General features: G+C 58.8%; 17 protein-coding genes and 1 tRNA gene. 14 read left to right on the top strand and 4 right to left on the bottom strand.

Annotation, left to right across the window (positions count from 1 at the left end; translation table 11 throughout):
- Positions 1 to 6 precede the first annotated feature (6 nt).
- Together truD and F6V30_RS00085 are read right to left on the bottom strand one after the other, a co-directional pair.
- Positions 7 to 1,212, bottom strand: coding sequence for a tRNA pseudouridine(13) synthase TruD (truD, locus tag F6V30_RS00090; protein WP_151154522.1), 1,206 nt, complete (start codon positions 1,210 to 1,212; stop codon positions 7 to 9).
- On the bottom strand, positions 1,209 to 1,703 hold the full coding sequence (locus tag F6V30_RS00085) for a tRNA (cytidine(34)-2'-O)-methyltransferase (RefSeq protein WP_151154521.1): 495 nt from the start codon (positions 1,701 to 1,703) through the stop codon (positions 1,209 to 1,211). Before F6V30_RS00085 ends, truD begins: the two co-directional genes overlap by 4 nt.
- A 154-nt stretch (positions 1,704 to 1,857) precedes the next feature.
- Between F6V30_RS00085 and serA the strand changes: the two genes are divergently transcribed.
- The 5 genes from serA to F6V30_RS00060 all read left to right on the top strand — a co-directional run bounded on the left by serA (position 1,858) and on the right by F6V30_RS00060 (position 5,330).
- The gene (gene serA, locus F6V30_RS00080) at positions 1,858 to 3,483 is read left to right on the top strand and encodes a phosphoglycerate dehydrogenase (RefSeq protein WP_151154520.1); all 1,626 of its coding nucleotides are present in this window, start codon (positions 1,858 to 1,860) and stop codon (positions 3,481 to 3,483) included.
- Between the two features lie 13 nt (positions 3,484 to 3,496).
- Positions 3,497 to 4,273 carry a prolipoprotein diacylglyceryl transferase gene (lgt, locus tag F6V30_RS00075; RefSeq protein WP_151154519.1) on the top strand — a complete coding sequence of 259 codons (777 nt, stop codon included), beginning with the start codon at positions 3,497 to 3,499 and terminating at the stop codon, positions 4,271 to 4,273.
- 98 nt (positions 4,274 to 4,371) lie between these two features.
- Positions 4,372 to 4,893 carry a ferritin gene (locus tag F6V30_RS00070; RefSeq protein WP_151154518.1) on the top strand — a complete coding sequence of 174 codons (522 nt, stop codon included), beginning with the start codon at positions 4,372 to 4,374 and terminating at the stop codon, positions 4,891 to 4,893.
- Between the two features lies 1 nt (position 4,894).
- Positions 4,895 to 5,125: a DUF1450 domain-containing protein gene (locus F6V30_RS00065; protein ID WP_191965530.1), complete on the top strand. Its 231-nt coding sequence runs from the start codon at positions 4,895 to 4,897 to the stop codon at positions 5,123 to 5,125.
- 128 nt (positions 5,126 to 5,253) lie between these two features.
- A tRNA-Arg gene (locus F6V30_RS00060) sits at positions 5,254 to 5,330 on the top strand.
- A 79-nt stretch (positions 5,331 to 5,409) separates the two neighbouring features.
- Here the strand turns inward: F6V30_RS00060 and F6V30_RS00055 are convergent.
- Positions 5,410 to 6,339 (bottom strand): D-2-hydroxyacid dehydrogenase, encoded by a 930-nt coding sequence (locus tag F6V30_RS00055; RefSeq protein WP_151154516.1) that lies wholly within the window; start codon positions 6,337 to 6,339, stop codon positions 5,410 to 5,412.
- Between the two features lie 343 nt (positions 6,340 to 6,682).
- On the opposite strand from F6V30_RS00055, the gene F6V30_RS00050 reads away from it, so the two are divergent.
- Positions 6,683 to 6,988, top strand: a complete 306-nt coding sequence (locus F6V30_RS00050; RefSeq protein ID WP_151154515.1) for a cytochrome c3 family protein — start codon at positions 6,683 to 6,685, stop codon at positions 6,986 to 6,988.
- Between the two features lie 112 nt (positions 6,989 to 7,100).
- Here F6V30_RS00050 and F6V30_RS00045 read toward each other — a convergent pair whose 3' ends face one another.
- Complete coding sequence (locus F6V30_RS00045; protein ID WP_151154514.1) at positions 7,101 to 8,540, bottom strand: sigma-54-dependent transcriptional regulator; 1,440 nt, start codon at positions 8,538 to 8,540, stop codon at positions 7,101 to 7,103.
- A gap of 546 nt (positions 8,541 to 9,086) precedes the next feature.
- Here F6V30_RS00045 and F6V30_RS00040 point away from each other — a divergent pair.
- From F6V30_RS00040 to xerD, 8 genes are all read left to right on the top strand, one after another.
- Positions 9,087 to 11,660, top strand: a complete 2,574-nt coding sequence (locus F6V30_RS00040) for a PAS domain S-box protein (RefSeq protein WP_191965529.1) — start codon at positions 9,087 to 9,089, stop codon at positions 11,658 to 11,660.
- 1 nt (position 11,661) lies between these two features.
- Positions 11,662 to 13,164: a sensor histidine kinase gene (locus F6V30_RS00035; protein ID WP_151154512.1), complete on the top strand. Its 1,503-nt coding sequence runs from the start codon at positions 11,662 to 11,664 to the stop codon at positions 13,162 to 13,164.
- Between the two features lie 271 nt (positions 13,165 to 13,435).
- Positions 13,436 to 16,882, top strand: coding sequence for a pyruvate carboxylase (locus F6V30_RS00030; RefSeq protein ID WP_151154511.1), 3,447 nt, complete (start codon positions 13,436 to 13,438; stop codon positions 16,880 to 16,882).
- A 183-nt stretch (positions 16,883 to 17,065) separates the two neighbouring features.
- The gene (locus tag F6V30_RS00025) at positions 17,066 to 18,058 is read left to right on the top strand and encodes an ADP-ribosylglycohydrolase family protein (RefSeq protein WP_151154510.1); all 993 of its coding nucleotides are present in this window, start codon (positions 17,066 to 17,068) and stop codon (positions 18,056 to 18,058) included.
- Positions 18,059 to 18,209: 151 nt separating this feature from the next.
- Entirely contained in the window at positions 18,210 to 20,918 is a 2,709-nt protein-coding gene (glnD, locus tag F6V30_RS00020; protein WP_151154509.1) for a [protein-PII] uridylyltransferase, read from the top strand.
- Between the two features lie 24 nt (positions 20,919 to 20,942).
- Positions 20,943 to 21,374, top strand: coding sequence for a DUF2231 domain-containing protein (locus F6V30_RS00015; RefSeq protein ID WP_151154508.1), 432 nt, complete (start codon positions 20,943 to 20,945; stop codon positions 21,372 to 21,374).
- A 55-nt stretch (positions 21,375 to 21,429) separates the two neighbouring features.
- Entirely contained in the window at positions 21,430 to 21,657 is a 228-nt protein-coding gene (locus F6V30_RS00010) for a VF530 family protein (protein ID WP_218043293.1), read from the top strand.
- A 57-nt stretch (positions 21,658 to 21,714) separates the two neighbouring features.
- Positions 21,715 to 22,602, top strand: coding sequence for a site-specific tyrosine recombinase XerD (xerD, locus tag F6V30_RS00005; protein ID WP_151154507.1), 888 nt, complete (start codon positions 21,715 to 21,717; stop codon positions 22,600 to 22,602).
- Positions 22,603 to 22,935 lie beyond the last annotated feature (333 nt).

Here is a 22,935-nt window from a genome sequence, read left to right as displayed (position 1 = left end):
CTGCTATCAGAAGTTCTTGGTGATCTCCCGCAGCAGGGAGGTGGCGTAGCTTCCCTTGACCAGGCTGAACTCCAGTTCCAGTCTATCGCCTTCGATCCGAAAAGAGGGGGCTTCCAGCGGTATCCGCAGCGGCCGCCGCTCCCCTTCCATTCTCAAGCCGCCCCCCATGTCGAAATCAGCCGGCCGTATCTGTTCATTGTCGAGAATCTGCTGTTCGATTTCAAGCGGTTTTCCCGCAGGCTGTTTCATCTTGCAGCCGAAGATCGGCCCGGTGGCGGATATCTCAAAGGTGCGGGCCCGTTCCGCCTCAGTATCCGCATCCTCCACCAGAAAGCAGGCGCCGTTTATGTGCTTCCATGCCAGGTCTCCCGGCAGCAGGGCGTCGATCTGCTGGATGCGGTGTTCCACCACCTGATCGAAGAGCCAGGATTGCAGGGCCGAGAGGTAGAGCTTTTTCAGGCGGGGGTGGATGACGGCAAAGGCCCGCTCGAACCCGTCCGGCCGGGCGGCAAGCCGTTGCAGCACCTCCCGCTCGCTCCGACAGTGGCGGGGAAACAGCTCCAACGCTCCGGCCAGATCGCCCCGTCGATAGGCCTCGATCCCGGCTCGCCACTGCTCGTCGCGCACCGCCTCAGGTTCGCCCATGAGCCGGTCCGTCGCACCCTGCCAGTCGTGGCGCAGCATGGCGGCGCCGATCAGGTGGGAATTTCCCTGGCTGCCGTAGCGCTGGTAGCCGAAATAGTTGGGCACACCCCGTTGTTGCAGGATCTCCAGAATCGCAGGGACGACCTCCCCGGCATGCGCCCCAATGTCTCGGACAACGATACGGAAACGGTTTCCCTTGAGGTGACCCAGTTTGAGTTTGTTGGTGTGGCGGGTGGCGGAGACGATCTTCAGGCCATCCAGTTCCACCCCTTCCGCCGCTTCCGGCTTGACGTGCTCCACGGAGATGGTCTGCCGGGTGACGCCGGCGGCATCCTTCATCCCGGCGTAGCCTATGGCGCGTTCCGCGACGTTGAGATGCCGGGCGATGCGGCGGATGGCCTCCAGGGTGGTGATGCCGCGCTTTTCCACGATCAGGTAGGCGTGGTCGCCGGAGCCGCAGGGCTGATAGGCCGGAATCTCCTCCACCAGAAAGTCGTCGCAGGATTCCTTGATCGTGCCGCCGATGCCGGGGAGGGAAGCGGTCAGGTAGGGACGCGTGGGGATCATGGCGCCTCCGGTTCGGTGTGGTCGAGCTGGCCCGACTGGCGCAGGGCTTCGTACAGGACGATCCCCGCCGATGTGGACAGGTTCAGGCTCCGTACGGCGCCGGCCGGCATGGGGATCGTGATGCAGGTGTCCGGATTGGCCTTGAGCAACTCTTCCGGCAAGCCCCTGGTCTCGCGGCCGAAGACCAGAAAATCCCCCGGCTGGAAGGCGGCCTCCAGGTAGCTGCGGGCGACCTTGGTGCTGAGATAGAAAAAACGGCCCTGGGGCGCGCTTGACTGGAGCTCTTCCAGAGTGTCCCAGCGACGCATGGTCACATATTCCCAGTAATCGAGCCCGGCCCGTTTCAGGTGCTTGTCGTCGATGGAAAACCCGAGTTGCCCCACCAGGTGCAGGACACTGCCGGTGGCGGCGCAGAGGCGGGCGATATTGCCGGTGTTGGGAGGGATCTCCGGTTCGACCAGCACGATGTTGAATGGTATGTTTGGGGGCACGGACTCTTCCTCGACTCTGTAGTGAAAATTTAAACCATAGACCACTTGCATCCCAAAATCAACACAACCAGCCCCGTATACCCTTCGGACTCTTGCAATTTTTGTCCGGCAAGGCTACTATGAAGCCACAAATTATTGATACTGGGGAGTTGCAATGAAGATTATCGTAACTGATGAAGTATCTGCGGAAGGTCTTGCCCTGTTGACCCAGGATGCGCGCATCCAACTGGATGTGAAGCTGGGGTTGAAGAAAGATGAACTGCTGGCGGTCATCGGCGACTATGAAGCAATCATCACCCGCAGCGGCACTACCGTTGACAAAGCCCTGCTGGACGCGGCCACCAAGCTGAAGATCGTTGCCCGGGCCGGGGTCGGCATCGACAACGTGGATGTGGACTACGCCAGCTCCAAGGGTGTCATCGTGGTGAACGCGCCATTCGGCAACACCAACAGCGCCGCAGAGCATACCCTGGCGCTTTTGCTCTCCTTCTGCCGCAACGTCACCATTGCCAACGCCAGCCTGAAAGCGGGGGAATGGAAGCGGGCTCCCTTTACCGGCCACGAGTTGAAGGGCAGGGTCGCCGGCGTGATCGGCCTCGGCAAGGTGGGAGGCCGGGTGGCGGCACGGCTCAAAGCGTTTGAATGCGAGGTGTTGGCCTGCGACCCGTATGTTTCGGTCAAGCGCGCCAACGACCTGGGGGTCAAGCTGGTATCCCACGATGAGATCTATAAGAATTGCGATATCATCACGGTTCACACCCCCCTGACCGACGAAACCCGCAACATGGTCGGCCCCCGCGAATTCGGGCTGATGAAGAGCGGCGTCATCATCCTCAACGTGGCGCGGGGCGGCATCATCAACGAGCAGGCACTGCTGGACAATCTCGTCTCCGGCAAGGTGCTCGGCGGCGCCGTCGACGTCTGGAGCCAGGAACCGCCCTCATCGGAGACGCTCAAACAACTGATCGCCAACAAAAAACTGGTGGTAACCCCGCACCTGGGTGCCAACACCTTTGAAGCCCAGATCAATGTGGCCATCGACGTCTCCCGCGAGATCATCAACTACCTGGACGACAAGCCGATGGAAAACGCCGTCAATATCCCCCGCTTCGACCTTGCCCTCATGGACCAGATGCGGCCGTTCCTCAACCTGATGAGCGTCATGTGCGACTTCGGTATCCAGCTGGTGGACACCAATCTGGAAAAGGTCAGTTTCGGCTTTGCCGGCAATATCGCCCATTACGACTGTTCGCCCCTGACCGTCTGCGGCCTGACCGCCCTGTTGAACCGTGTGGTGGACCAGGACGTGAACATGGTCAATGCCTCGCTGATCGCCGATCAGATGGGCATCGTGGTGGAAGAGTCCAAGACGACCCAGGGCGGCGCCTTTTCCAATGTCGTCACCCTGATCATCGAAGGGGAGGGCAAGCGCCGGCTGGTTTCGGGCACGCTCTTCGAAGGGGTTCCCCGCATCGTGCGGCTGCGCGACTATTCCATGGACTTTAGCCCGGAAGAGCACATGCTGCTCCTGAACTACAACGACCGCCCCGGCATAATCGGCAAGGTCGGCACCATCCTGGGGCAGTACAACATCAATATCGGTTCCATGAACCTGGGGCGGCACGAAAAGAAGGGCGAGGCCATGGTGTTGCTTTCCCTCGACACGGCCGTGCCCGAGAACGTCCTCCAGGAGATAAAGGCCGCCGCCGACGCCTCCTACATCAGGGCGTTGAGCATGCGCGTCGGAGCCTGCACCCGCAGTTGCGGCTGCGGCGCCTGAGGCTCCCGGCCCCATGCAGTTTCCCCATATCGATCCTGTTTTCCTGAGCATCGGCCCGCTCCAGTTTCGCTGGTACGGGCTGATGTACGTTCTGGCCTTCGCCGCCACCTATTTCCTCCTCCGCTCCGAGGTGCGCCGCAAACAGTACCCCCTGACCAAGGACGACGTGGCGGACTTGGTCTTTTACGGCGCCATGGGGGTGGTGTTGGGGGGACGGCTCGGCTATATCCTCTTCTACGACCTGAAGGTCTACCTCGCCGATCCGTTGCAGGTCTTTGCGGTCTGGAAGGGGGGCATGTCCTTCCACGGCGGTTTTCTGGGGGTCATCCTCTCCTTCGTCCTGTTTGCCCGGCGCAAGAACATCTCCTTCTGGGCGCTGATCGACATGGCGGCCCAGTGCGCTCCCATCGGCCTGGGGCTCGGCAGGATCGGCAACTTCATCAACGGGGAGCTGTACGGCAGGCAGACGGATGTCCCCTGGGGGATGGTCTTTCCCGGGGGGGGCGAACTGCCGCGCCACCCCTCGCAACTCTACGAGGCTTTTCTGGAGGGGCTGGTCCTGTTCTTCATCGTGCGGATCATGTCCCGGCGGTCGGATGTGACCGGCATCCCGGCTTGGACCTTCTGCGCCGGCTATGGCCTGTTCCGGTTTATCGTCGAACTTTTCCGCCAACCCGATGCCCAGATCGGTTTCTTCTTCAACTTCTTTTCCATGGGGCAGCTTTTGAGCCTGCCCATGTTCCTCGTGGGCAGTTTCATGGTATTCAGGCTCTCCCGACGGGCCGCCTGAATCCGAACGCCCCCCGGACGTCGCTGAAAGGGCTTTCAATCGTCTGATTCAGGGGTATACTTAGACACACTACATATCCGACAGGAGGCACGACACCCATGATAAGCAAAAAAGTGGCTGACTCGCTCAACAAACACATGAACCTTGAGCTCTATTCCGCGCATATCTATCTTTCCATGTCCTCCTGCGCCAACGAGATGGGGTTGAAGGGCGCCGCCAACTGGTTCATGGTACAGTACCGCGAGGAGATGGTCCATTTCATGAAGTTCTATACCTACCTCGTTGACCAGGGGATGAATATCGAACTCCTGTCCAGCAAGGCTGTGCCGAATACCTACACGTCGCTGTTGGAGATGATGCAGAGGACCCTGACCCATGAGGAGCTTATCAGCAAGTGTATCAACGACCTGAGCGAACAGGCGGTTCAGGCGAAGGACCATGCCACCCAGATCTTTCTGCAATGGTTTGTGACCGAACAGGTCGAGGAAGAGAACAACGACCGGGATCTGATCGCCAAGCTCAAGCTGGTCGGCGACAATGGTCACGGTATTCTGATGATCGATGCCGACATGGCGCAGCGTGTGTTTGTGCAGCCCGTCGGCGCCCCCCTCGCGGTGTAGCGTGAAGATCCGTTTCTGCGAACATAACAAGGGCAAGGGCAAGGTATACCGCCGCCTGAAAGAGGAATTCCCCGATCTCAACATCAAGATCAAGGAATGCGTAAAACAGTGCTCTGCCTGCCGGGAGATGCCCATGGCCACGGTGGACAAGGAAAAAATCACCGCCCGTGACGGGGATGGGCTGTACGACAAGATCGTTGCGGCGATTCGCGAGAAGCCGACAGAGGAATAATGGGTACTGGACGCCGGGCCTCCCCCCGGCGTTTTTCGTCTTCGCTTGCCTGCCGGCGCGTGATTGACGGTTGCCGTCGGCAGAGTTTTGTGCTACATATCACAACTTCCTCTTCGTCAACAGAGTATGCGCCCGTAGCTCAGTTGGATAGAGCAACGGCCTTCTAAGCCGTGGGCCGCAGGTTCGAATCCTGCCGGGCGCACCAACCATCATTGCATCCGATTACCTGCTTTTGCGGTTGTCGGACTCTTTTTTCTGCCGTAAACCGTTCCGCGCTGTCACTCTCACAACTCCCGTAAAATCCCTACCCACTCATGGATGAAAAGATCGAGATACTCCCGGCTGATGGCGCTGGAATGGGGCGTGATCACCACATTGGGCTGATCCCAGAGCGCCGAGGCCGGGGGTAGCGGCTCCTCGGCGAAGACATCCAGTCCGGCGCCGGCGAGTCGGCCCGTTTTGAGGGCGCTGAGAAGATCTTCCTCCCGGTAGCAGTTGCCGCGTCCCAAATTGTACAGGTAGGCCCCCGGCTTCATGGCAGTGAAATGCCGCGGGGTAAAGATGCCGTCGGTTGCCGCCCCACCGGGCAAAACCAGGACCACGTGATCGGCAGAGGGAAGTTCCTCTTCCAGGCTGCCGAAGGGGATTACCTTGTCAACGTGCGGGGCGCCCGCGAACCCCCTCGTATCACGCTTGACCGCGGTAATGCGTGCCCCAAAGGCCGCCAGCAGTTCGGCAATGGACCGGCCCAGCGATCCAAACCCGACGATCAGCACCCTTTGGCTGAAGAGCGCTACGCAGTCGCTGTAGCCGGGGCGGTCCCAGATCCTGCCCTGCTGGTCGGACAGCGATTTCCCCACACGCCGGTTGAAGTGGAGCATCATGGCGAGGAGGCTTTCACGCATGATGCGGCCGTGGAAGCTGCCGTAGAAGGTCTTCACCCGGCCGGTCGGGTCTGCAGCCACCCAATCATGCCCGGCGGCGGGCGTAAAAAGGGCCTTCAGCCGTGGAGCGCCTTCGTACCAATCGGGCTTGAACACCCAGGTCAATGCGCAATCGGCTGCCGGAAGCCGGTCAAGGAAATCACTATTCCCTTCGGCGACGGTAATACGGGTGGCGGGAAGCATCCCGCGGATCAGGTCGAGATGACGCGGTTTGAGGGAAAAGGCGTCTACGTTGTTGTGAAGATGGATGAGAAGGTTGTGTATTTTCATGGCTGTGCCTGCGGGATCGTAGTCGTGTCGGGACGTATCATACCTGTAAAATCTATAAATTCAACCGCGAACCGCCCTTGTCGTGTTTGTGGGGCGCATCATTTATGGCCTCGTTTGATCGGGAAAAACGGCGGAGTGGGAGGCGCTTCCCTGTCCGGCCGGAGCGCAAAAGCTTCCCACGGAGGAGAAAATGCTTTTCATTTCTGAAAAGTCATTTAAAATCGGAGCTTCCACCATGACAATGGTGTATACATACGATGTCTTCGGTCTTTCACGTCAGGCGACTGTTCTTTTGGGGTGATGACCGGGTAGCTGGAATCAAAGCCACAGGAGGATGGACCTGATGAGGAAAAGATTGGTGATGCCGATGATTGCGTTGTTGCTGTACGGGATGTCTTCAGCCGTTTCGGCGGTGGCTGCTCCGAATCCCGGTCCGGAGGTCATCAACCTCAAGATGGGGGTCATGGTGCTCCCGTTCCAGCATAGAAAACACCAGAAGGATTTGAACAACGAATGCTTTCACTGTCACACGCGCGAAAGCGGCAGGATTGATAATTGGGGCAAGGACACCGCCCACAAAATCTGCATTTCCTGCCACGATCTCTACGACAAAGGCCCGGTTGAGTGTCAGCAGTGCCATAAAAAATAGTTTGTGTTTATCCGGCGTTTCCCGGCCCGCCCACAAGGCGGGCTTTTTTTGTCCGCTCTTCCCGGGGCCGGCCGCTGTGCTGGTCCCATTGCACCGTCAGCGGAATGCAGAATTATGCGGCGGAGCCCTTCTTGAGCCGTTGCAACCGATTGTTGAGGGCTTGCCGTGTGATGCCCAGCAGTCGGGCGGCTACCCCCTGGTTGTTCTTGGCGATTTCCAGCGCCCTGCGGATCAGTTCCGTTTCGGCGTGCTTCAGGGTCGGGAACCGGTCGAAGGTGACGCCGTTGACCCCCACGAGATTCTGGGACGCGGAGGAGGCGCCCTGGAACGGGAACGAATCCCGCTCCCGGTCGATAAGTTCGCTGAAGTACTCGGACGACAGTTTCGATGAGGCGGCCTTGGTCACGCTATCAAAGACCATGGCCTTGAGCTCGCGGACATTGCCGGGAAAATCGTAGCTGCACAGGAGGTCTACCAGTTCCTTCCGGTACGTGGGACGTTTCTTGCCGAAGATCTTGGCGGTCTCATCAATGAAGTGGTCAAGAAGGAGCGGTATGTCGTCAAGGCGGTCCCGGAGGGGGGGGATTGTCACCTGATGAGTGCAGAGGCGGTAGTAAAAGTCCTTGCGGAATTTCCCCTCGTTTACCAAGTGCCGTAAGCTGCGGTTTGAAGCGACCACAAGGCGCGCATTGCTTTGGAGCGGGTTGTCCGACCCCAGGGGGTAGTATTCGTTTTCCTGGAGAAGGCGGAGCAGTTTTACCTGGGACAGCTCGTTCAGGTCGCCGATCTCGTCGAGGAATATGGTGCCGTTGGCCGCCTTTTTTATGAGGCCGTCCCGGTCCTGGTTCGCCCCGGTGTAGGCCCCCTTTTTATGGCCGAAGAGCGTATCGGAAAACATCAGGTCGTCCAACCCCGAGATGTTGATGGACACAAACTCTCCCTTGCGCTTGCTCATGGTGTGTATCGCCTTGGCAACGAGCTCCTTGCCTACGCCGGTTTCCCCGTTGATCAGGACCGCCTGATGGGAATTCGATATGACCTCCACATACTGCATGAGGGAGAGCATGTTCTTGTTGTGGGTAATAATAGAATGGCGGGAGGCGATGGCCGAGGGTAAGCCGACGGCCTGCTCCGGGTCCTGAAGAAAGCTCAGGCCGTCGTTCAGGGAGCGCAGTTCCAGCGCCCGGCTGATGCTGGTCATGAAACGGTTGATCGATATGGGCTTGGTCAGGTAATCGACCGCTCCGGCCTTGATGCACTCGATTGCAGAATCAATCTGGTTCTCCGCCGTCACGATGATTACCGGGACATGCGGCTTGTTCTTGGTAAAAAGCTCAAGGAGGTACATGCCGTGGAGCCTGGGCATGGAGAGATCCAGCACCACCGCATGTACCTCCTGGGTGTTGAAGTAATCGAGAGCCCTGCGGCTGTCCTCAAAGGGGATGACGTTTTCGTATCCGTCATGGCAGAGCAACGACGCGAGGAGTGACAGGGCCTGTGAGTCGTCATCCACGATCATGATGGGCGTTTTATCGTTGTTTTTGTTTTCCATGGTCAACTCGCATATGGTCGGATTTTTCAGCTTGATGCGCGTAGCAGGAACAAATGATGCGTGCCGTCCTTCCCAAAATCGGTGCTGTTGAGGTGCTTTTTCCCGAATACTACATTAAAACAATCGGCATTTCAATCGGCCAGGATATCTGTCGAAATAAATAAGCAGGATTTATTGCACACATAGACGCCGTTCCCCGGTATCGGACCGGCATGTTTCAGTGGGAACGGGACCCCCGGCGGCCATGTCTGCGCCCATGGTATTTCCACCTCGCTCACTGCTGCTTCGACATTAAAAAATATAGAGGTGAAATTATTGTGATCTTTTGCTATGAATACTGCATGATGGCTTTAGGATAAAGGTGGTCCTTAATGGGCGAAGAGCGAGCCGCAGTGGCAATCTTTTCCGGGAGTAGCTGATCCGACCATGACTGAGACACGACAACATGTTGTATCATTGGCAGCAGCAGTCGCACTCTGTGGCGTCATCTTCGTTATCGACCTAATGACTCCACCCGGTGCTGCGGTCTGGATCGGTTACCTCTTCATGCCACTGTTCCTGTTCCGGTGGCTGGGGGCCGGACCCGTCACCTGGCTGGCCGGCGCCTGCACCGTGCTGATGCTTGTGGACCTCCTGGCAGCACCTTCGGCCACCCATTTCGAAATGTCCCTCTTCAACAGAATCCTGGCGATAATCGTCCTGTGGCTATCGGTCGCTTTCCTGAGAATGCATGCACGAATGCGGGCGTCGTGCATGGAAAGCGAGGCGCGTTACGACAGTCTGTTCAACAGCAGCAACGAGGCGATGCTGATAATTGAGCCCCACAGTGGGAGCATTGTGGATGCCAATCCGGCGGCGGTCGCGTTTTACGGCTATCCCAAAGAGCAGCTTACCGCCATGCGCATATTCGACGTCAATACGAATGATGAGGCCGAAACCAGGGATAATATGAAACATGCCGGCAACGGCGCCTCTGCGCGTTTTGTGTTTCAGCACCGCCTGGCGGACGGCTCCCTGCGGAGCGTGGAAGTTTCTTCCGGCACCATCAGTTTTCGGGGCAGGGATCATCTCTTTTCCATCGTTGCCGATATCACCGAACGAAAACGGGGGGAGCAGGAGCTCCAGCGGGCCCATGCAGAACTCGAACGGCGGGTTGCCGAACGGACCTGTGAACTGGCGGACACGATCCAGGTTCTGAAAATGGAGATCGCCGAGCGCGGGCGGGTTGAAGATGCCCTGCGGGAGAACGAGGAACGCTACCGCTCCCTCTTCAACAACAGCATCGACGGCATCCTGCTTGCCACCTCCGGCGGCGATGTGCTGGAGGCCAATCCCGAGGCCTGCCGCATCCTCGGAATGACCGAAGAGGAGGTGTGCGGCCGGAGCAGGCAGGAGGTCGTCGACGTGGCGGATCAGCGGGTAACGGCCCTGCTCGATGAGCGGGTGCGTACCGGCAAGGCGCGCGGCGAGGTCATGTTTATTCGCAAGGATGGCAGCAGGGTCCCCTGCGACATAAGCTCGTCGCTCTTTGCCGACAAGGATGGGCAGCTCAGGGCGTGCATCATCTTTCGCGATGCGTCGGAACGGAAGAGGACGGAGGAATATCTCGTCAGGACCTCTGATGAGATCCGGGACCTGTACGATAACGCCCCCTGCGGCTACCACTCTCTGAACGATCACGGCGTCTTCGTGCTCATCAACGACACGGAACTCAATTGGTTGGGCTACCGTAGCCATGAGGTCATCGGCAAGATGAGCTTCAGCGACATCCTCGCGGATGGCAGCAAGGAGGCGTTTGAAGAGACCTTTTCCCGGTTGAAGCGGGAGGGCCAGGTAAAAGGAGCCGAATTCGAGTTGGTTCGTAAAGACGGTCGCCACGTGTCGGTCATGGTCAATGCGGTTGCCATCCGGGACGGGGACGGCAACTACGTCATGTGCCGGGCCACCGCGTTCGATATTACCGCCCTCAAACAGACGGAATCGGCGCTGCGCAGGAGTAACGAACGTTACATGCTTGCCGTTCAGGGGGCCAGCGACAGCATCTGGGACTGGGACTTGGAGACCAATACGGCTTTTGTCTCGTCCCGCTGGAAGGAGATGCTGGGATACGGCGAGGGCGAGATACAGAATGCCATGGAAGAATGGATGAGCTTGATCCATCCCGATGATTATCAGGTCGCATTGGAGTCTCTGAATAACTATCTGGATGGGCGTACCCCCGAGTTCTGTCTGGAATGCCGTCTGCGCCACCAGGACGGCAGCTACCGCTGGGTATTGACGCGCGGCGCCTGTTTTCGCGACAGCAACGGCAATCCCCACCGTATGGCCGGTTCCCACACCGATATCACCGAGCGGAAACTGGCCGAACAGCACTTGCTGGCGGAGACCGCGGAACGTCTGCGTACGGAGCAGGCTCTCCGGGAGAAGGAGCGGTTGATGCTGCTCCAGAGCCGTCAGGCCGCGATGGGCGAGATGATCGGCAATATCGCCCATCAGTGGCGCCAACCGCTTAATACCCTCGGACTCATCATCCAGAGATTGCAGCTTTTTTATAACTCCGGTAAGTTCGACGCCAATTTCCTGCGGGAGAATACGCAGGAAGCGATGAAACTCGTCTATCACATGTCCCGGACCATCGATGATTTCAGGAACTTCTTCAAGCCGGACAAGGAAAAGTGTTCCTTCAGCGTACATGCCACCATCCTTCAAACCATCTCACTGATCAACGAAAGCTTCAAGGCCCATCATATACAGATCGATGCGGACACGGAGGGCGATGTGCGGGTTCTCGGTTTCCCCAATGAATATTCCCAGGTGGTTCTCAATATCCTGCTGAACTCGCGTGACGCCTTCGCGGAGCGCGACATGGAGGACGCCAGGGTCGTGATCAGGAGCTTCAGCAGGGCGGGGGCGTCCGTGGTCACCATACGCGACAATGCGGGCGGCATCCCCGCCCATATTCTGGAGAAGATGTTTGAACCTTATTTCACGACAAAGGGGCCGGACATGGGGACCGGCATCGGTTTGTTCATGGCCAAAACCATCATAGAAAAAAATATGAACGGCACACTCAGCGCCCGCAACACGGGCGAGGGCGCCGAATTCACGATCGAGGTTTGATATGCGGGCCGCTCAGCCGTCAATTTCTGTCTTGTATGTGGAGGATGAACAGAGCGCCCGGGATATCCTCGGCTCGGTATTTGAAAGCAAGTACCGTTTCGCGCGCCTCGATGCCGCCGAGAACGGGGAACAGGGGCTTGCGCTCTTCAAACAGCATCACCACGATATCGTCATTACGGACATCAGCATGCCGGTTATGGATGGCGTTGAAATGGCTGCCTCCATACGGGACATCGCCCCGGAAACGGCCATCATCGTCTTGACGGCCCACAGCGGAACGCGATACCTGCTGGACTCCATCGAGCTGGGCATAAACAATTACGTGCTCAAACCGGTGAATTACGAAAAACTCTTTGCCGCCATCGACAAGAACATCGCCATGATCACGCTGAAAAGGAAGGTGGCCTCTCAACACCGTTTTATCTGCAAGCTCTCCCGTGCCGTCGAACAGAGCCCCAGTACGGTATTGATAACCGATGAGCGCGGGGAGATCGAATATGCAAACCCCAAGTTTTTTGAACTTACCGGCTACTCCCCCGATGAGGTCATGGGGAAGAACCCGCGCATTCTCAAGTCAGGGACCATGTCGCCGGCCTTTTATGGCGCCTTGTGGCGCACCATCGCTTCGGGGAAGGAATGGTACGGAGAATTTCTGAACCGGAAAAAGAACGGGGAGCTTTATTGGGAATCTGCCGCCATTTCTCCGGTCATCGACGAAACCGGCACCATTACCAACTACGTTGCCGTAAAGGAAGACATAACCGCCCGCAAGCGTGCCGAAGAAAAGATCGAAGCCCTCAACGCCGCGCTGGCGGACCGCGCCCGGGAGCTGGAATCCGCCAATGCGGATCTGGAGGCATTCAATTATACGGTCTCCCACGATTTGCGGAATCCGTTGACCATCATCAGCAGCTACAGCCAGTTGCTCCTGGACAAGTGCGGCGCAAGCCTGGATGAGCAGGGGGAAAAGATCGTCGGGATCATCAGCCACAAAGCAAAGCAGATGGAGGATCTGCTGTCGGCCCTCATCGCATTTTCAAAATTGTCGCAGCAGGTCATCGACAAAGAAACGGTGGATCTCACTGCGATTGCCTCCGGCATCAGGGCTGAATTGCATATGAAGGAGCCGGAGCGGCAGACCGGATTTTGCATCCAGGAGGGTGTTTCTTGTTGCGCCGATAAACACCTGATGCACATCGTTTTGAGCAACCTCATGGGGAACGCCTGGAAATACACCGCTCTCAAAGACGAGCCGCAGATAGAATTCGGTATGGCCGCCGCCGATGGGAAACCGGTGTATTTTGTCCGGGATAATGGCGTCGGATTCGATATGGACAAGGCAGACAGGATGTTTGGAACCTTTCAGCGCCTGCATACCGACGGCAATTTCGAAGGATTCGGCATCGGGCTGGCAACCGTGCAGCGCATCATCGACAAGCACCAGGGGCGCATCTGGGCCGAGGGGGAGCCGGGCAAAGGCGCCACGTTCTTCTTTTCGTTCTGACCCCGAATCACCCGCACCGCTTCGCGTAACAAGCGTCTTTCCCCGCTCCGCTCGTCCCTACCTTTCCCGTATCCCTACCGATGCCGTCACGGCCTGAAAAATCGTAGTTGACAAAGCCCCCTCAATCTGGTTTAGTGTCGCCATTGTTTACGGTATAACTATTTAAAATAGCTGAATAAATTTAGTTTTGCTAAATGTTTGGCGGTTTCAGGCGCACGAATTTCACCCACGTTAAATGTTCCACGGCACCCCTACACTTCGGAGGACATTCATGCAGAAACAGAAGTTCCGCAAGGTCATGGCCGCCAATCGCGGCGAGATCGCCATCCGTATCTTTCGGGCCTGTACCGAATTGGGTATCGGCACGGTAGCCATCTATTCGGAAGAGGACAAGCTGTCGCTCCACCGCTACAAGGCCGACGAGGCCTACCTGGTCGGCAAGGGGAAGGCGCCCATCGACGCCTATCTGGGGATTGACGAGATCATCGCCCTGGCCCTCAAGGCGGATGTGGACGCCATCCACCCCGGTTACGGCTTTTTGGCCGAGAATGCCGAGTTTGCCGAGAAGTGCGAGGCAAACGGGATCGCCTTCATCGGCCCCACCGCCGAAATGCAACGTGCCCTGGGGGACAAGGTGGCGGCCCGCAAGGTGGCCTTTGCCGCTGGGGTGCCGACCGTGCCCGGCACCGAAGAGCCCATCGGGAAAGAGGAGGAAGCGCTCAGGTTCGCCAAGGAACACGGCTACCCGATCATCATCAAGGCCGCGGCGGGCGGCGGCGGTCGCGGCATGCGCGTGGCCCACAACAAGAAGGAGTTGTTGGAGGGGCTGGTGGCCGCCGGGAGCGAGGCCAAGGCGGCCTTCGGCAACCCGGCCGTCTTCCTGGAACGCTACCTGGCCAACCCAAAGCACATCGAGGTGCAGGTGCTGGGGGACAACTTCGGCAATCTGGTGCATTTCTACGAGCGTGACTGCTCCATCCAGCGCCGCCACCAGAAGGTGGTGGAATTCGCCCCCTCCCTGTCCCTGTCCCAGAAGACCCGCGAGGAGTTGTGCGACGCGGCCCTCAAGATCGCCGGCCAGGTCAAATACCGCAATGCCGGGACCGTGGAGTTTTTGCTGGACCAGGAGGGGAACTGGTACTTCATCGAGATGAACCCCCGCATCCAGGTGGAGCACACGGTGACCGAGATGATCACCGGCCGCAACCTGGTGCAGGACCAGATCCTGATCGCCTGCGGCCACAAGCTGTCCGACCCGGAGATCAACATCTCCAGCCAGAGCGCCATCGACATGCGCGGCTACGCCCTCCAGTGCCGCATCACCACCGAAGACCCGGCCAACAACTTTGCCCCGGACTTCGGCACCCTGACCACCTACCGCTCGGCGGCCGGTTGCGGGGTGCGGCTGGATGCAGGCAACGCCTTCACCGGCGCGAAGATCACCCCCCATTACGACTCCCTGCTGGTCAAAATCAGTTCCTGGGGGCTGACCTTCCAGGCCGCTGCCAACATCATGAACCGCGCCCTGCAGGAGTTTCGCGTGCGCGGCGTCAAGACCAACATCGGTTTCCTGGAGAACGTCGTCGCCCACCCGGTCTTTCTCAAGGGGGATTGCGATACCTCGTTCATCGAGAAACACCCGGAACTGCTCAAGGTCCGGGAGAAGAAGGACCGGGCCAGCAAGGTGCTCAAATTCCTGGGCGAGGTGGTCGTCAACGGTTCGCCCGGCATAGCCAAGCCGCTCAAATCCGCCGATCTGCTGGAGGCCCGGGTGCCGGAAACCGACGTGACCAAACCTCGTCCATCCGGCTCCCGCGACCTGTTCATGAAGCTGGGGGCCGAGGGGCTTTCCAAGTGGATCCTGGAACAGAACAAACTGCTTTTGACCGATACGACCATGCGCGACGCCCACCAGTCCAACCTGGCCACCCGCGTGCGCACCTACGATCTGCTCAGGATCGCCGAGCCGACCTCCCATCTGGGGGCCGATCTGTTCTCCCTCGAATGCTGGGGCGGCGCCACCTTCGACGTCTCCATGCGCTTCCTCAGGGAGGACCCCTGGCAGCGATTGCACAAACTCTCCGAACAGATCCCCAACATCCTGTTCCAGATGCTCCTGCGCGGCTCGAATGCCGTGGGCTACACCAACTACCCGGACAACGTGGTGCAGAAGTTCGTGGAAGAGGCCGCCAACTCGGGCATCGACATCTTCCGCATCTTCGACTCCCTCAACTGGACCACCGGCATGCGGGTGGCCATGGACGCGGTGCGCAAGACCGGCAAGATCTGCGAGGCCGCCATCTGCTATACCGGCGACATCACCGATCCCAAACGGGACAAGTATCCCCTGGAATACTATGTGAACATGGCCAAGGAGTTGGAAACCATGGGCGCCCACATTCTGGCCATCAAGGACATGGCTGGTCTGCTCAAGCCGTTGGCCGCCTACAAGCTGGTAAAAGCGCTCAAGGAAAATATCGGCATCCCGGTCCATCTCCATACCCACGACACCTCCAGCAACGGCAGCGCCATCCTGCTCAAGGCCAGCGAGGCCGGGGTGGACATCGTCGATGCAGCCCTGTCGTCCCTCTCCGGCCTGACGGCCCAGCCCAACCTGAACGCCCTGGTGGCGGCCCTGGAGGGGAGCGAGCGCGATCCCTTCGTCAACGCCCCCGGCCTGCAGAAACTGGCCAACTACTGGGAGACGGTGCGCGACTACTACGCCCCCTTCGAGTCCGGCCTCAAGTCCGGCACGGCCGAGGTCTACCACCACGAGATCCCGGGCGGCCAGTATTCCAACTACAAACCCCAGGTGGCCGGTCTGGGCCTTCTGGAACGCTGGGACGAGTGCAAGGAGATGTACCACAAGGTCAACCTCCTGTTCGGCGATATCGTCAAGGTCACGCCGTCATCCAAAGTGGTGGGCGACATGGCCATGTTCCTGGTCAAGAACAACCTGGAGCCGGCGGATGTCTTCACCTCGGGAGACGAGTTGGCCTTCCCCGAGTCGGTGGTGGGGATGTTCAAGGGGATGCTGGGCCAGCCCTACCAGGGGTGGCCGCAGGAGTTGCAGCGGATCATCCTGAAGGGGGAACAGCCCATTACCTGCCGCCCCGGCGAGTTGTTGGAGCCGGTGGACTTCGACGAGGAGCGGCTCAAGCTGGAGGAGAAGCTGGAGCATGCGGTCAGCGACAAGGCCCTGGTCTCCAATATCCTCTACCCCCACGTGTATCCCGAATTCGACCGCCACCGCCAGGAGTACTCCGACACCTCGGTCATTCCCACGCCGATCTTCTTCTACGGTCTGGAACCGGGGCAGGAAACCTCCATCGAGATCGAACCGGGCAAGACCCTGATCATCAAGCTCAACGCCGTGGGGCGCGTGCAGGCCGACGGCACCCGCACCGTGTACTTCGAACTGAACGGCAACAACCGCTCGGTGGTCATCCGCGACCAGTCGGTCAAGAGCGACGAGGCGTTGCGCGAGAAGGCCGACAAGGGTAACCCCAACCACGTAGGCGCCCCCATGCCGGGCAAGGTGCTCAAGGTCAACGTCAAGGCCGGCGATCTGGTCAGGGGCGGCGACGTGCTGATGGTGACCGAAGCCATGAAGATGGAGACCAACATCAAGGCCAGGGCCGACGCCAAGGTAGCCGAAGTGAAGTTCAAAGAGGGGGAGAAGGTGGAGAAGGACGACTTGGTCATCGTCATGGGCTGATGGAAACAAGTAACGTGTGAAAATAAACGCCCCGTTTCGGACTTCCGAGGCGGGGCGTTCTTTTCTTTTGCACTGACTGCTTCCTTCCCCATGCGACACGGCAGCATTTTTTCCCATAGTGGCGGGAAAGCGGTATACTGAATATACAGTAAGTGTTTTGTGCCGTCGGGGGAGGTTGCGAGTATGGATAGCAAAAAACCGCTCAACAGTCAGGATATTTCCCTTGCCAGCCGTATCGCCGGAGCGGTGTGGGGGCAGTTTGTAGGGGACGCCTTTTGTCTCGGAAGCCACTGGATTTACGACCTGGATGAATTGGAACGGCTCTTCCCCGGAGGGCCGCAAGGTTTTGACCCGCCGGCCGAGGGACATTATCACTTCGGTAAGGAGCCGGGGGAGCTGACCCACTACGGCGACGCCGCGCTGCTCCTGCTCCGCTCGTTGCTGGAACGGGACTGCTTCGATGCCGCCGATTTCGGGAGCCGCTTCGTGGCCATAATGGAATGCCCGGCCTACAAGGGGTATCGGGATCATGCCGCCAGGGAGACGCTGGCCAACTACCGGGCATTCCGGGAGGCCCATCCCGATGCGGCCTACAGCTTCCAGGAAGGGGCCGACGACGACCAGCCGGCCACCATCAGCCGTTTGGCGCCTCTGGCCGCGCGCTATTTCCGCAGCAGCGATTACCTTCTCCAGGTGGAACGGGCCACCCGGGTCTGTCAGAATAACGACCGGGCCGTGGTTTACCTCAAGGCCCACGCCATGATCCTGCGCGAGTTGTTCCTGGGGCGCCCTCTGGACGACGCATTCAAAAGGACTGGGGAGATGATGGATGGGGAGGGACTTCTGGGCGCCGAAGTCAGCGGGAAAATTACGGAGGCCTTTTCGTCCCGCACCTTGCCGGTGCGTACGGCGACGGCCCGGTTCGGTCAATCGTGCCCCCTGGCCAGCAGCTTTCCCGCGGCCGTCCACTGTGCACTGCACCATGCCGACGATTTCGGGGGGGCGCTGAAGGCCACGGCGGCCGCCGGCGGTGACAGCGCCGGCCGGGCGGCTATGGTTGGTGCCTGGCTGGGGGCATCTCTGGGCGTTTCCGCCATCCCCCCGGGATGGCGGAAACGCCTCAAGGCCCACGCCGAGATCGAGAACGGCGTCGGCCGTTTGATGCGAGTGGAGTGAGATCGCTTCCAGGCGGCGTCGGCCGCCTTTTTATTGCTTTTGACTCACCGGCGTGCGTGACGTATAATCGCTCCCGTACGGTCGCCGACGATGCCTGCCGTATCAATGAACCGTCATGCCGGACGGCATCGTTTCCCCCGAGAGGAGCCCCATGCAATTCTTTATAGACCCTTATTTTCCCGATGACATAAACGCCGTTGGCGACGCAGGTATGGCCGGATTCGAAGAGAAACGGCCGTTGTATTTTTCCGGCTGCAAGAATTTTCTCGACCACTACCGTGAAGAGATCAAATTGCTGCACAACGAGGGCGCCTCCGGCAGCGAGGTGGCGCATCTGATCTGCGACATGATGGACGAACTGAACAACAAGCTCTTCCAGAGTATCCTGTATGACGTCGACGGCGGCAGCATGATGGAACACATCAGTCTGGTGGCGGTGGGGGGGTATGGCCGCGGCGAACTGAATCCCTACTCCGATATCGACATCATGTTTCTGCACGACGGCAGCATGCCGGCGGAACGGGTGGAGGACGTGGCCCAGAAGATGTTGTATTTTCTCTGGGATATGCGCCTGGACGTGGGCTATTCCGTACGGCAGATCTCCGACTGCATCGAGATGGCCGCCTCCGACAGTACGGTCAAGACCGCTCTGATCGACGCCCGCTACCTGAGCGGTCCCCGGCAGCTGTTCGACAACCTCTCCAAGGTGATCCTGACCCAGATCCTGACCAAATCCAGCGACAAGTTCATCAAGGAAAAGATGGCCGACATGAAGAGCCGCCGGGAAAAATACGGCTCGACCGTCTATCTGCTGGAACCGAACCTGAAGGAAGGCGAGGGGGGGTTGCGCGACCTGCAGACCGCCATGTGGGCGGCGCGCGTCAAATACAAGTTCACCAGTCCCAAGGAATTGATCATCAAGGGGATATTGACGGAAGAGGATCTGGACACCTATTACGCAGCCCTCGACTATCTCTGGCGCATCCGCAATGAACTGCATTATTTCAACGGCCGCAAGAACGACCAGCTCACCTTCGACGCTCAGGTGCACCTGTCCCGGTTCATGGGGTACCAGGATCACGGCAAGGTACTTGCGGTGGAAGATTTCATGCGTGACTACTACCGCCACGCCAACCGGGTCGAACACTTTTCCTCAAGCCTGGTCTCGCAATGTATCTGGCGTGATGAAGGAGCCCTGAAAATCCTCGGGTATTTCGTGCGCCGCCCGGTGGGGGACGGCTGTTTCGTGCTCAAAGGGGAGTTGATCATCCCGGACGAGGCGGTGGTGGAGAAAAATCCGGTTGTCCTGATGCGCATCTTCGAGCTGGCCCAGAAGCACGGCGTCCTCCTGAACGTCCGCGTCAAGGCGTTGGTCCGCAAAAGCCTGTATCTGGTCAACGACAAATTCCGCCGCAACCGTGAGGTGAACCAGTCGTTTCTGACGATCCTCCGCTCGCCCAAGGGGGTGGCCGAAACCCTGCGGAGCATGCACCATCTGGAATTCCTCAACCGTTACATCCCGGAGTTGGAGCATATCTACTGCAAGGTGCAGCACGACATCTACCATATCTATACGGTGGACATCCATACCCTGTTCGCCGTGGAAGAGGCCGAGAAGATGCTGACCGGCCAATCGAAGGACCAACTCCCCTTCCCGTGCGAGGTCGCCTCCCAGATCGGCAAGCGCGAACTGCTGCTGCTGGCGGTCCTGTTTCACGACATCGGCAAGGGGGAGGGGGGAGGTCACTCCGAAAAGGGCGCCGCCATGATCCCCACCATTGCCCGGCGCATGGGGCTTTCCAAGGAAGGTACCGAGCGGCTGGAATTCCTGGTGCGCCAGCACCTGCTGTTTGCCCATATCTCCCAGCGCCGCGACCTGCACGACGAACGGATGGTGGTCCAGTTCGCACGCCAGATGGAAACCAGCGAGAACCTGAAAATGCTGTACCTGTTGACCATTGCCGACGTCAGGGCGGTTGGCTCGGATGTCTGGACCAACTGGAAGGCGCTTTTGTTCCAGGAGTTGTACGAAAAGGCCTTCAATGTTCTGGAACGGGGCGATTTTCACCTGGAGGCCAGCAGCGAACGGGTCAAAGGGGTTATCAAAAGGGTCACGGAATTGCTGCAGGACGATTTCCCGGTGGCGACGGTCCGGGAAGAACTCAAGGCCATGCCGGTCCGGCTCTTGCTCTCCAATGACCTGGCCCTGATCTCCGGCCATGCCCGGCTGCTGCTCGGCCTGGAAACGAGCGACCTGCTCATGAAGGTCGTCCATCAGCAGGAGAGCGGCTATTCCGAGTTCACCATCTGCACCCACGACATGCCTGGCCTGTTTTCGCGCATTACCGGCGTCATGGCCGCCAATGGCGTCAACATCCTGGGTGCTCAGATCAACACAAGCCGTAACGGCAAGGTTCTGGACATCCTCCAGGTCAACTCTCCCCAAGGCATGGTCATCACCGACGAACAGCGCTGGCACAAGGTCCAGGACGACATGCGCCTGGCCCTGCATGGTGACGTCAGTGTGGCGGAGCTGGTGGAGAACCGCCAGCGGCCCTCGCTCCTTACCGCGCGCCCCATACCGCGTTTCCCGACCAGGGTTGAGATCGACAACGAGGTGTCGGAAGACTATACGGTCATCGATATCTACACCCATGACAAGGTCGGACTGCTCTACCTGATCACCAGCACCCTGACCCACCTGGGGCTCTACATCGGCGTTTCCAAGATTTCCACCAAGGTCGATCAGGTTGCCGACGTCTTTTATGTACGGGATATCTTTGGTCAGAAGATCGTATCCGAAGAGAAGTTGCAGGAGATCATCCCGTACCTGATGCGGGCCATCGACGAGTGGGTATGATATTATGGTACCAAGGGGGAAAATATGAGCGACGACCAGAAAAGGAAGATTCCTTACCTGCACCCCATATGTGTGCACTTCCCCCAAGCCCTCTTCCCGGTTGCCTTTGCCGCGGCACTGATCTATCTGGCGCTGGGAATCCGGGAATTCGAGGCCGGTGCCTACATGTGCGCTCTTTTGGGGCTGCTTTCCGTGCCGGTGGCTGCCCTGAGCGGGGTCATCGATTGGAAGCTCCATTTCCGGGGAGCCATGACCCGGGTGTTCAAGATCAAAATGGCCGGCTCGGGTCTCCTGGTTATCCTGGCCCTGCCGGCGGTGCTGTTGCGTGCCTCTCATCCCGATCTGCTCCTCCATCCCATCCAGGATGCGGGCTGGGGCTACCTGCTGCTGCTGGCCGCCTGTGCCGCTGATTGCACGGTTCTTGGATTTTACGGTGGCCGGCTGGTGTTTCACTGATGGTGCGAAGAACAGGGAAAACCATGGCAAGACAATTCAGCAATCAGGCAGGCATATGATGGAAAAACACGCCAACGACCCGCTGCACGGCGTCACTCTGAAGATGATGCTGACGGAACTGGTCGATCATTACGGTTGGGTGGAGTTGGGGAAACGTATCGATATCAGGTGCTTCACCCATGACCCGAGTATGGGGTCCAGCTTGACGTTTTTGCGCAAGACCCCCTGGGCCAGGGACAAGGTCGATGAACTGTATCTGCGGTGGAAACTGGATGAGTCGTAGGTGATCTGATCGGTTCCGACCGCGAATTTGCGCCACTCCAGGGGAGATGCGGATGCCATGAACGACTACCTCGATCTGTTCATAAACTATCTGGCCGTGGAAAAAGGCCTCTCCGCCAACACCCAGGAGGCCTACAGCCGCGACCTGACGCGGTACCTCGATTTTCTCGAAAAGCAGGGCGCCACATCTCCGGACAGCGTCAAAGCCGCGGATGTTGCCCTCTTCATGGAACGGCTGAAAGACCGGGGGATCGGTCCGCGCAGTCGGGCGCGCTGCCTGTCGGCCATTCGCATGTTCCACAAGTTCCTGATGGTGGAAAATTACGCCGAAACCAATCCGACCTCGATTATCGAAGCGCCCCGCATCCTGCATAAACTGCCGGGATTTCTCACGACCCAGGAAGTGGATGCCCTGTTCGCCGTCTGCGCCGGCACGTCGGCCGAGAACGTTCGCGACCTGGCCATGCTGGAGTTGCTCTATGCCACCGGCCTGCGGGTTTCGGAACTGGTCGGCCTCAAGCTGCGCGAGGTCAACCTGGACTCCGGTTACCTGATGACCGTGGGGAAGGGGAACAAGGAGCGTCTGGTGCCCATCGGCGAGTCGGCCCGGGATAAGGTCGGGACGTATCTTGCGGCGGTACGCACCAAGCTCGACCCGCGGTGCGCGAACCCCTTTCTCTTCCTTTCCCGTCTCGGCGCGGACATGAGCCGTCAGGCGTTCTGGAACATCGTCAAAAAGCGGGCTCTGATGGCCGGTATCCGCAAGAACATCTCGCCCCACACCCTGCGGCACTCCTTCGCCACCCATCTGCTGGAAAACGGCGCCGACCTGCGCAGCGTACAGATCATGCTGGGGCACGCCGATCTCTCCACCACCCAGATTTACACCCACGTCACCCGCGAGCGGCTGAAGCGGCTGCATCAACAAATCCACCCGCGGGGGTAAACGGTCCCAAACGAACAGCCCCACGGGCACGGAGGAGGGGGGACAACGGGAAACTGGCTTATGTGGCGGGATGTTAGCCCCTGTTGGGTATCCTTGCCCCCACCGTTTCCGCGCGGCAGATTTTGTGAATACTATCTTTAGTGACGATGATTCGTATTTTAGTTGAAAAAAGATGTTGACAGTTGGGTATTGATTTAGTATTTTGTTCGTCTGTCACGGAGCGCATCTGGTCTTTGAAAACCGAATAGCAGGAAGTTGTGGAAGTAGATTTTACCAGTAATATTTTGAGTTTTAAATCGAACTTATTTCAGTATTCAACTGGAGAGTTTGATC

This window comes from Oryzomonas sagensis (assembly GCF_008802355.1).
In the GTDB taxonomy this organism is placed as follows: Bacteria; Desulfobacterota; Desulfuromonadia; order Geobacterales; family Pseudopelobacteraceae; genus Oryzomonas; species Oryzomonas sagensis.
The sequence above is the reverse complement of the archived record's forward strand: the minus strand, read 5'-3'. Positions and strand labels throughout refer to the sequence as shown.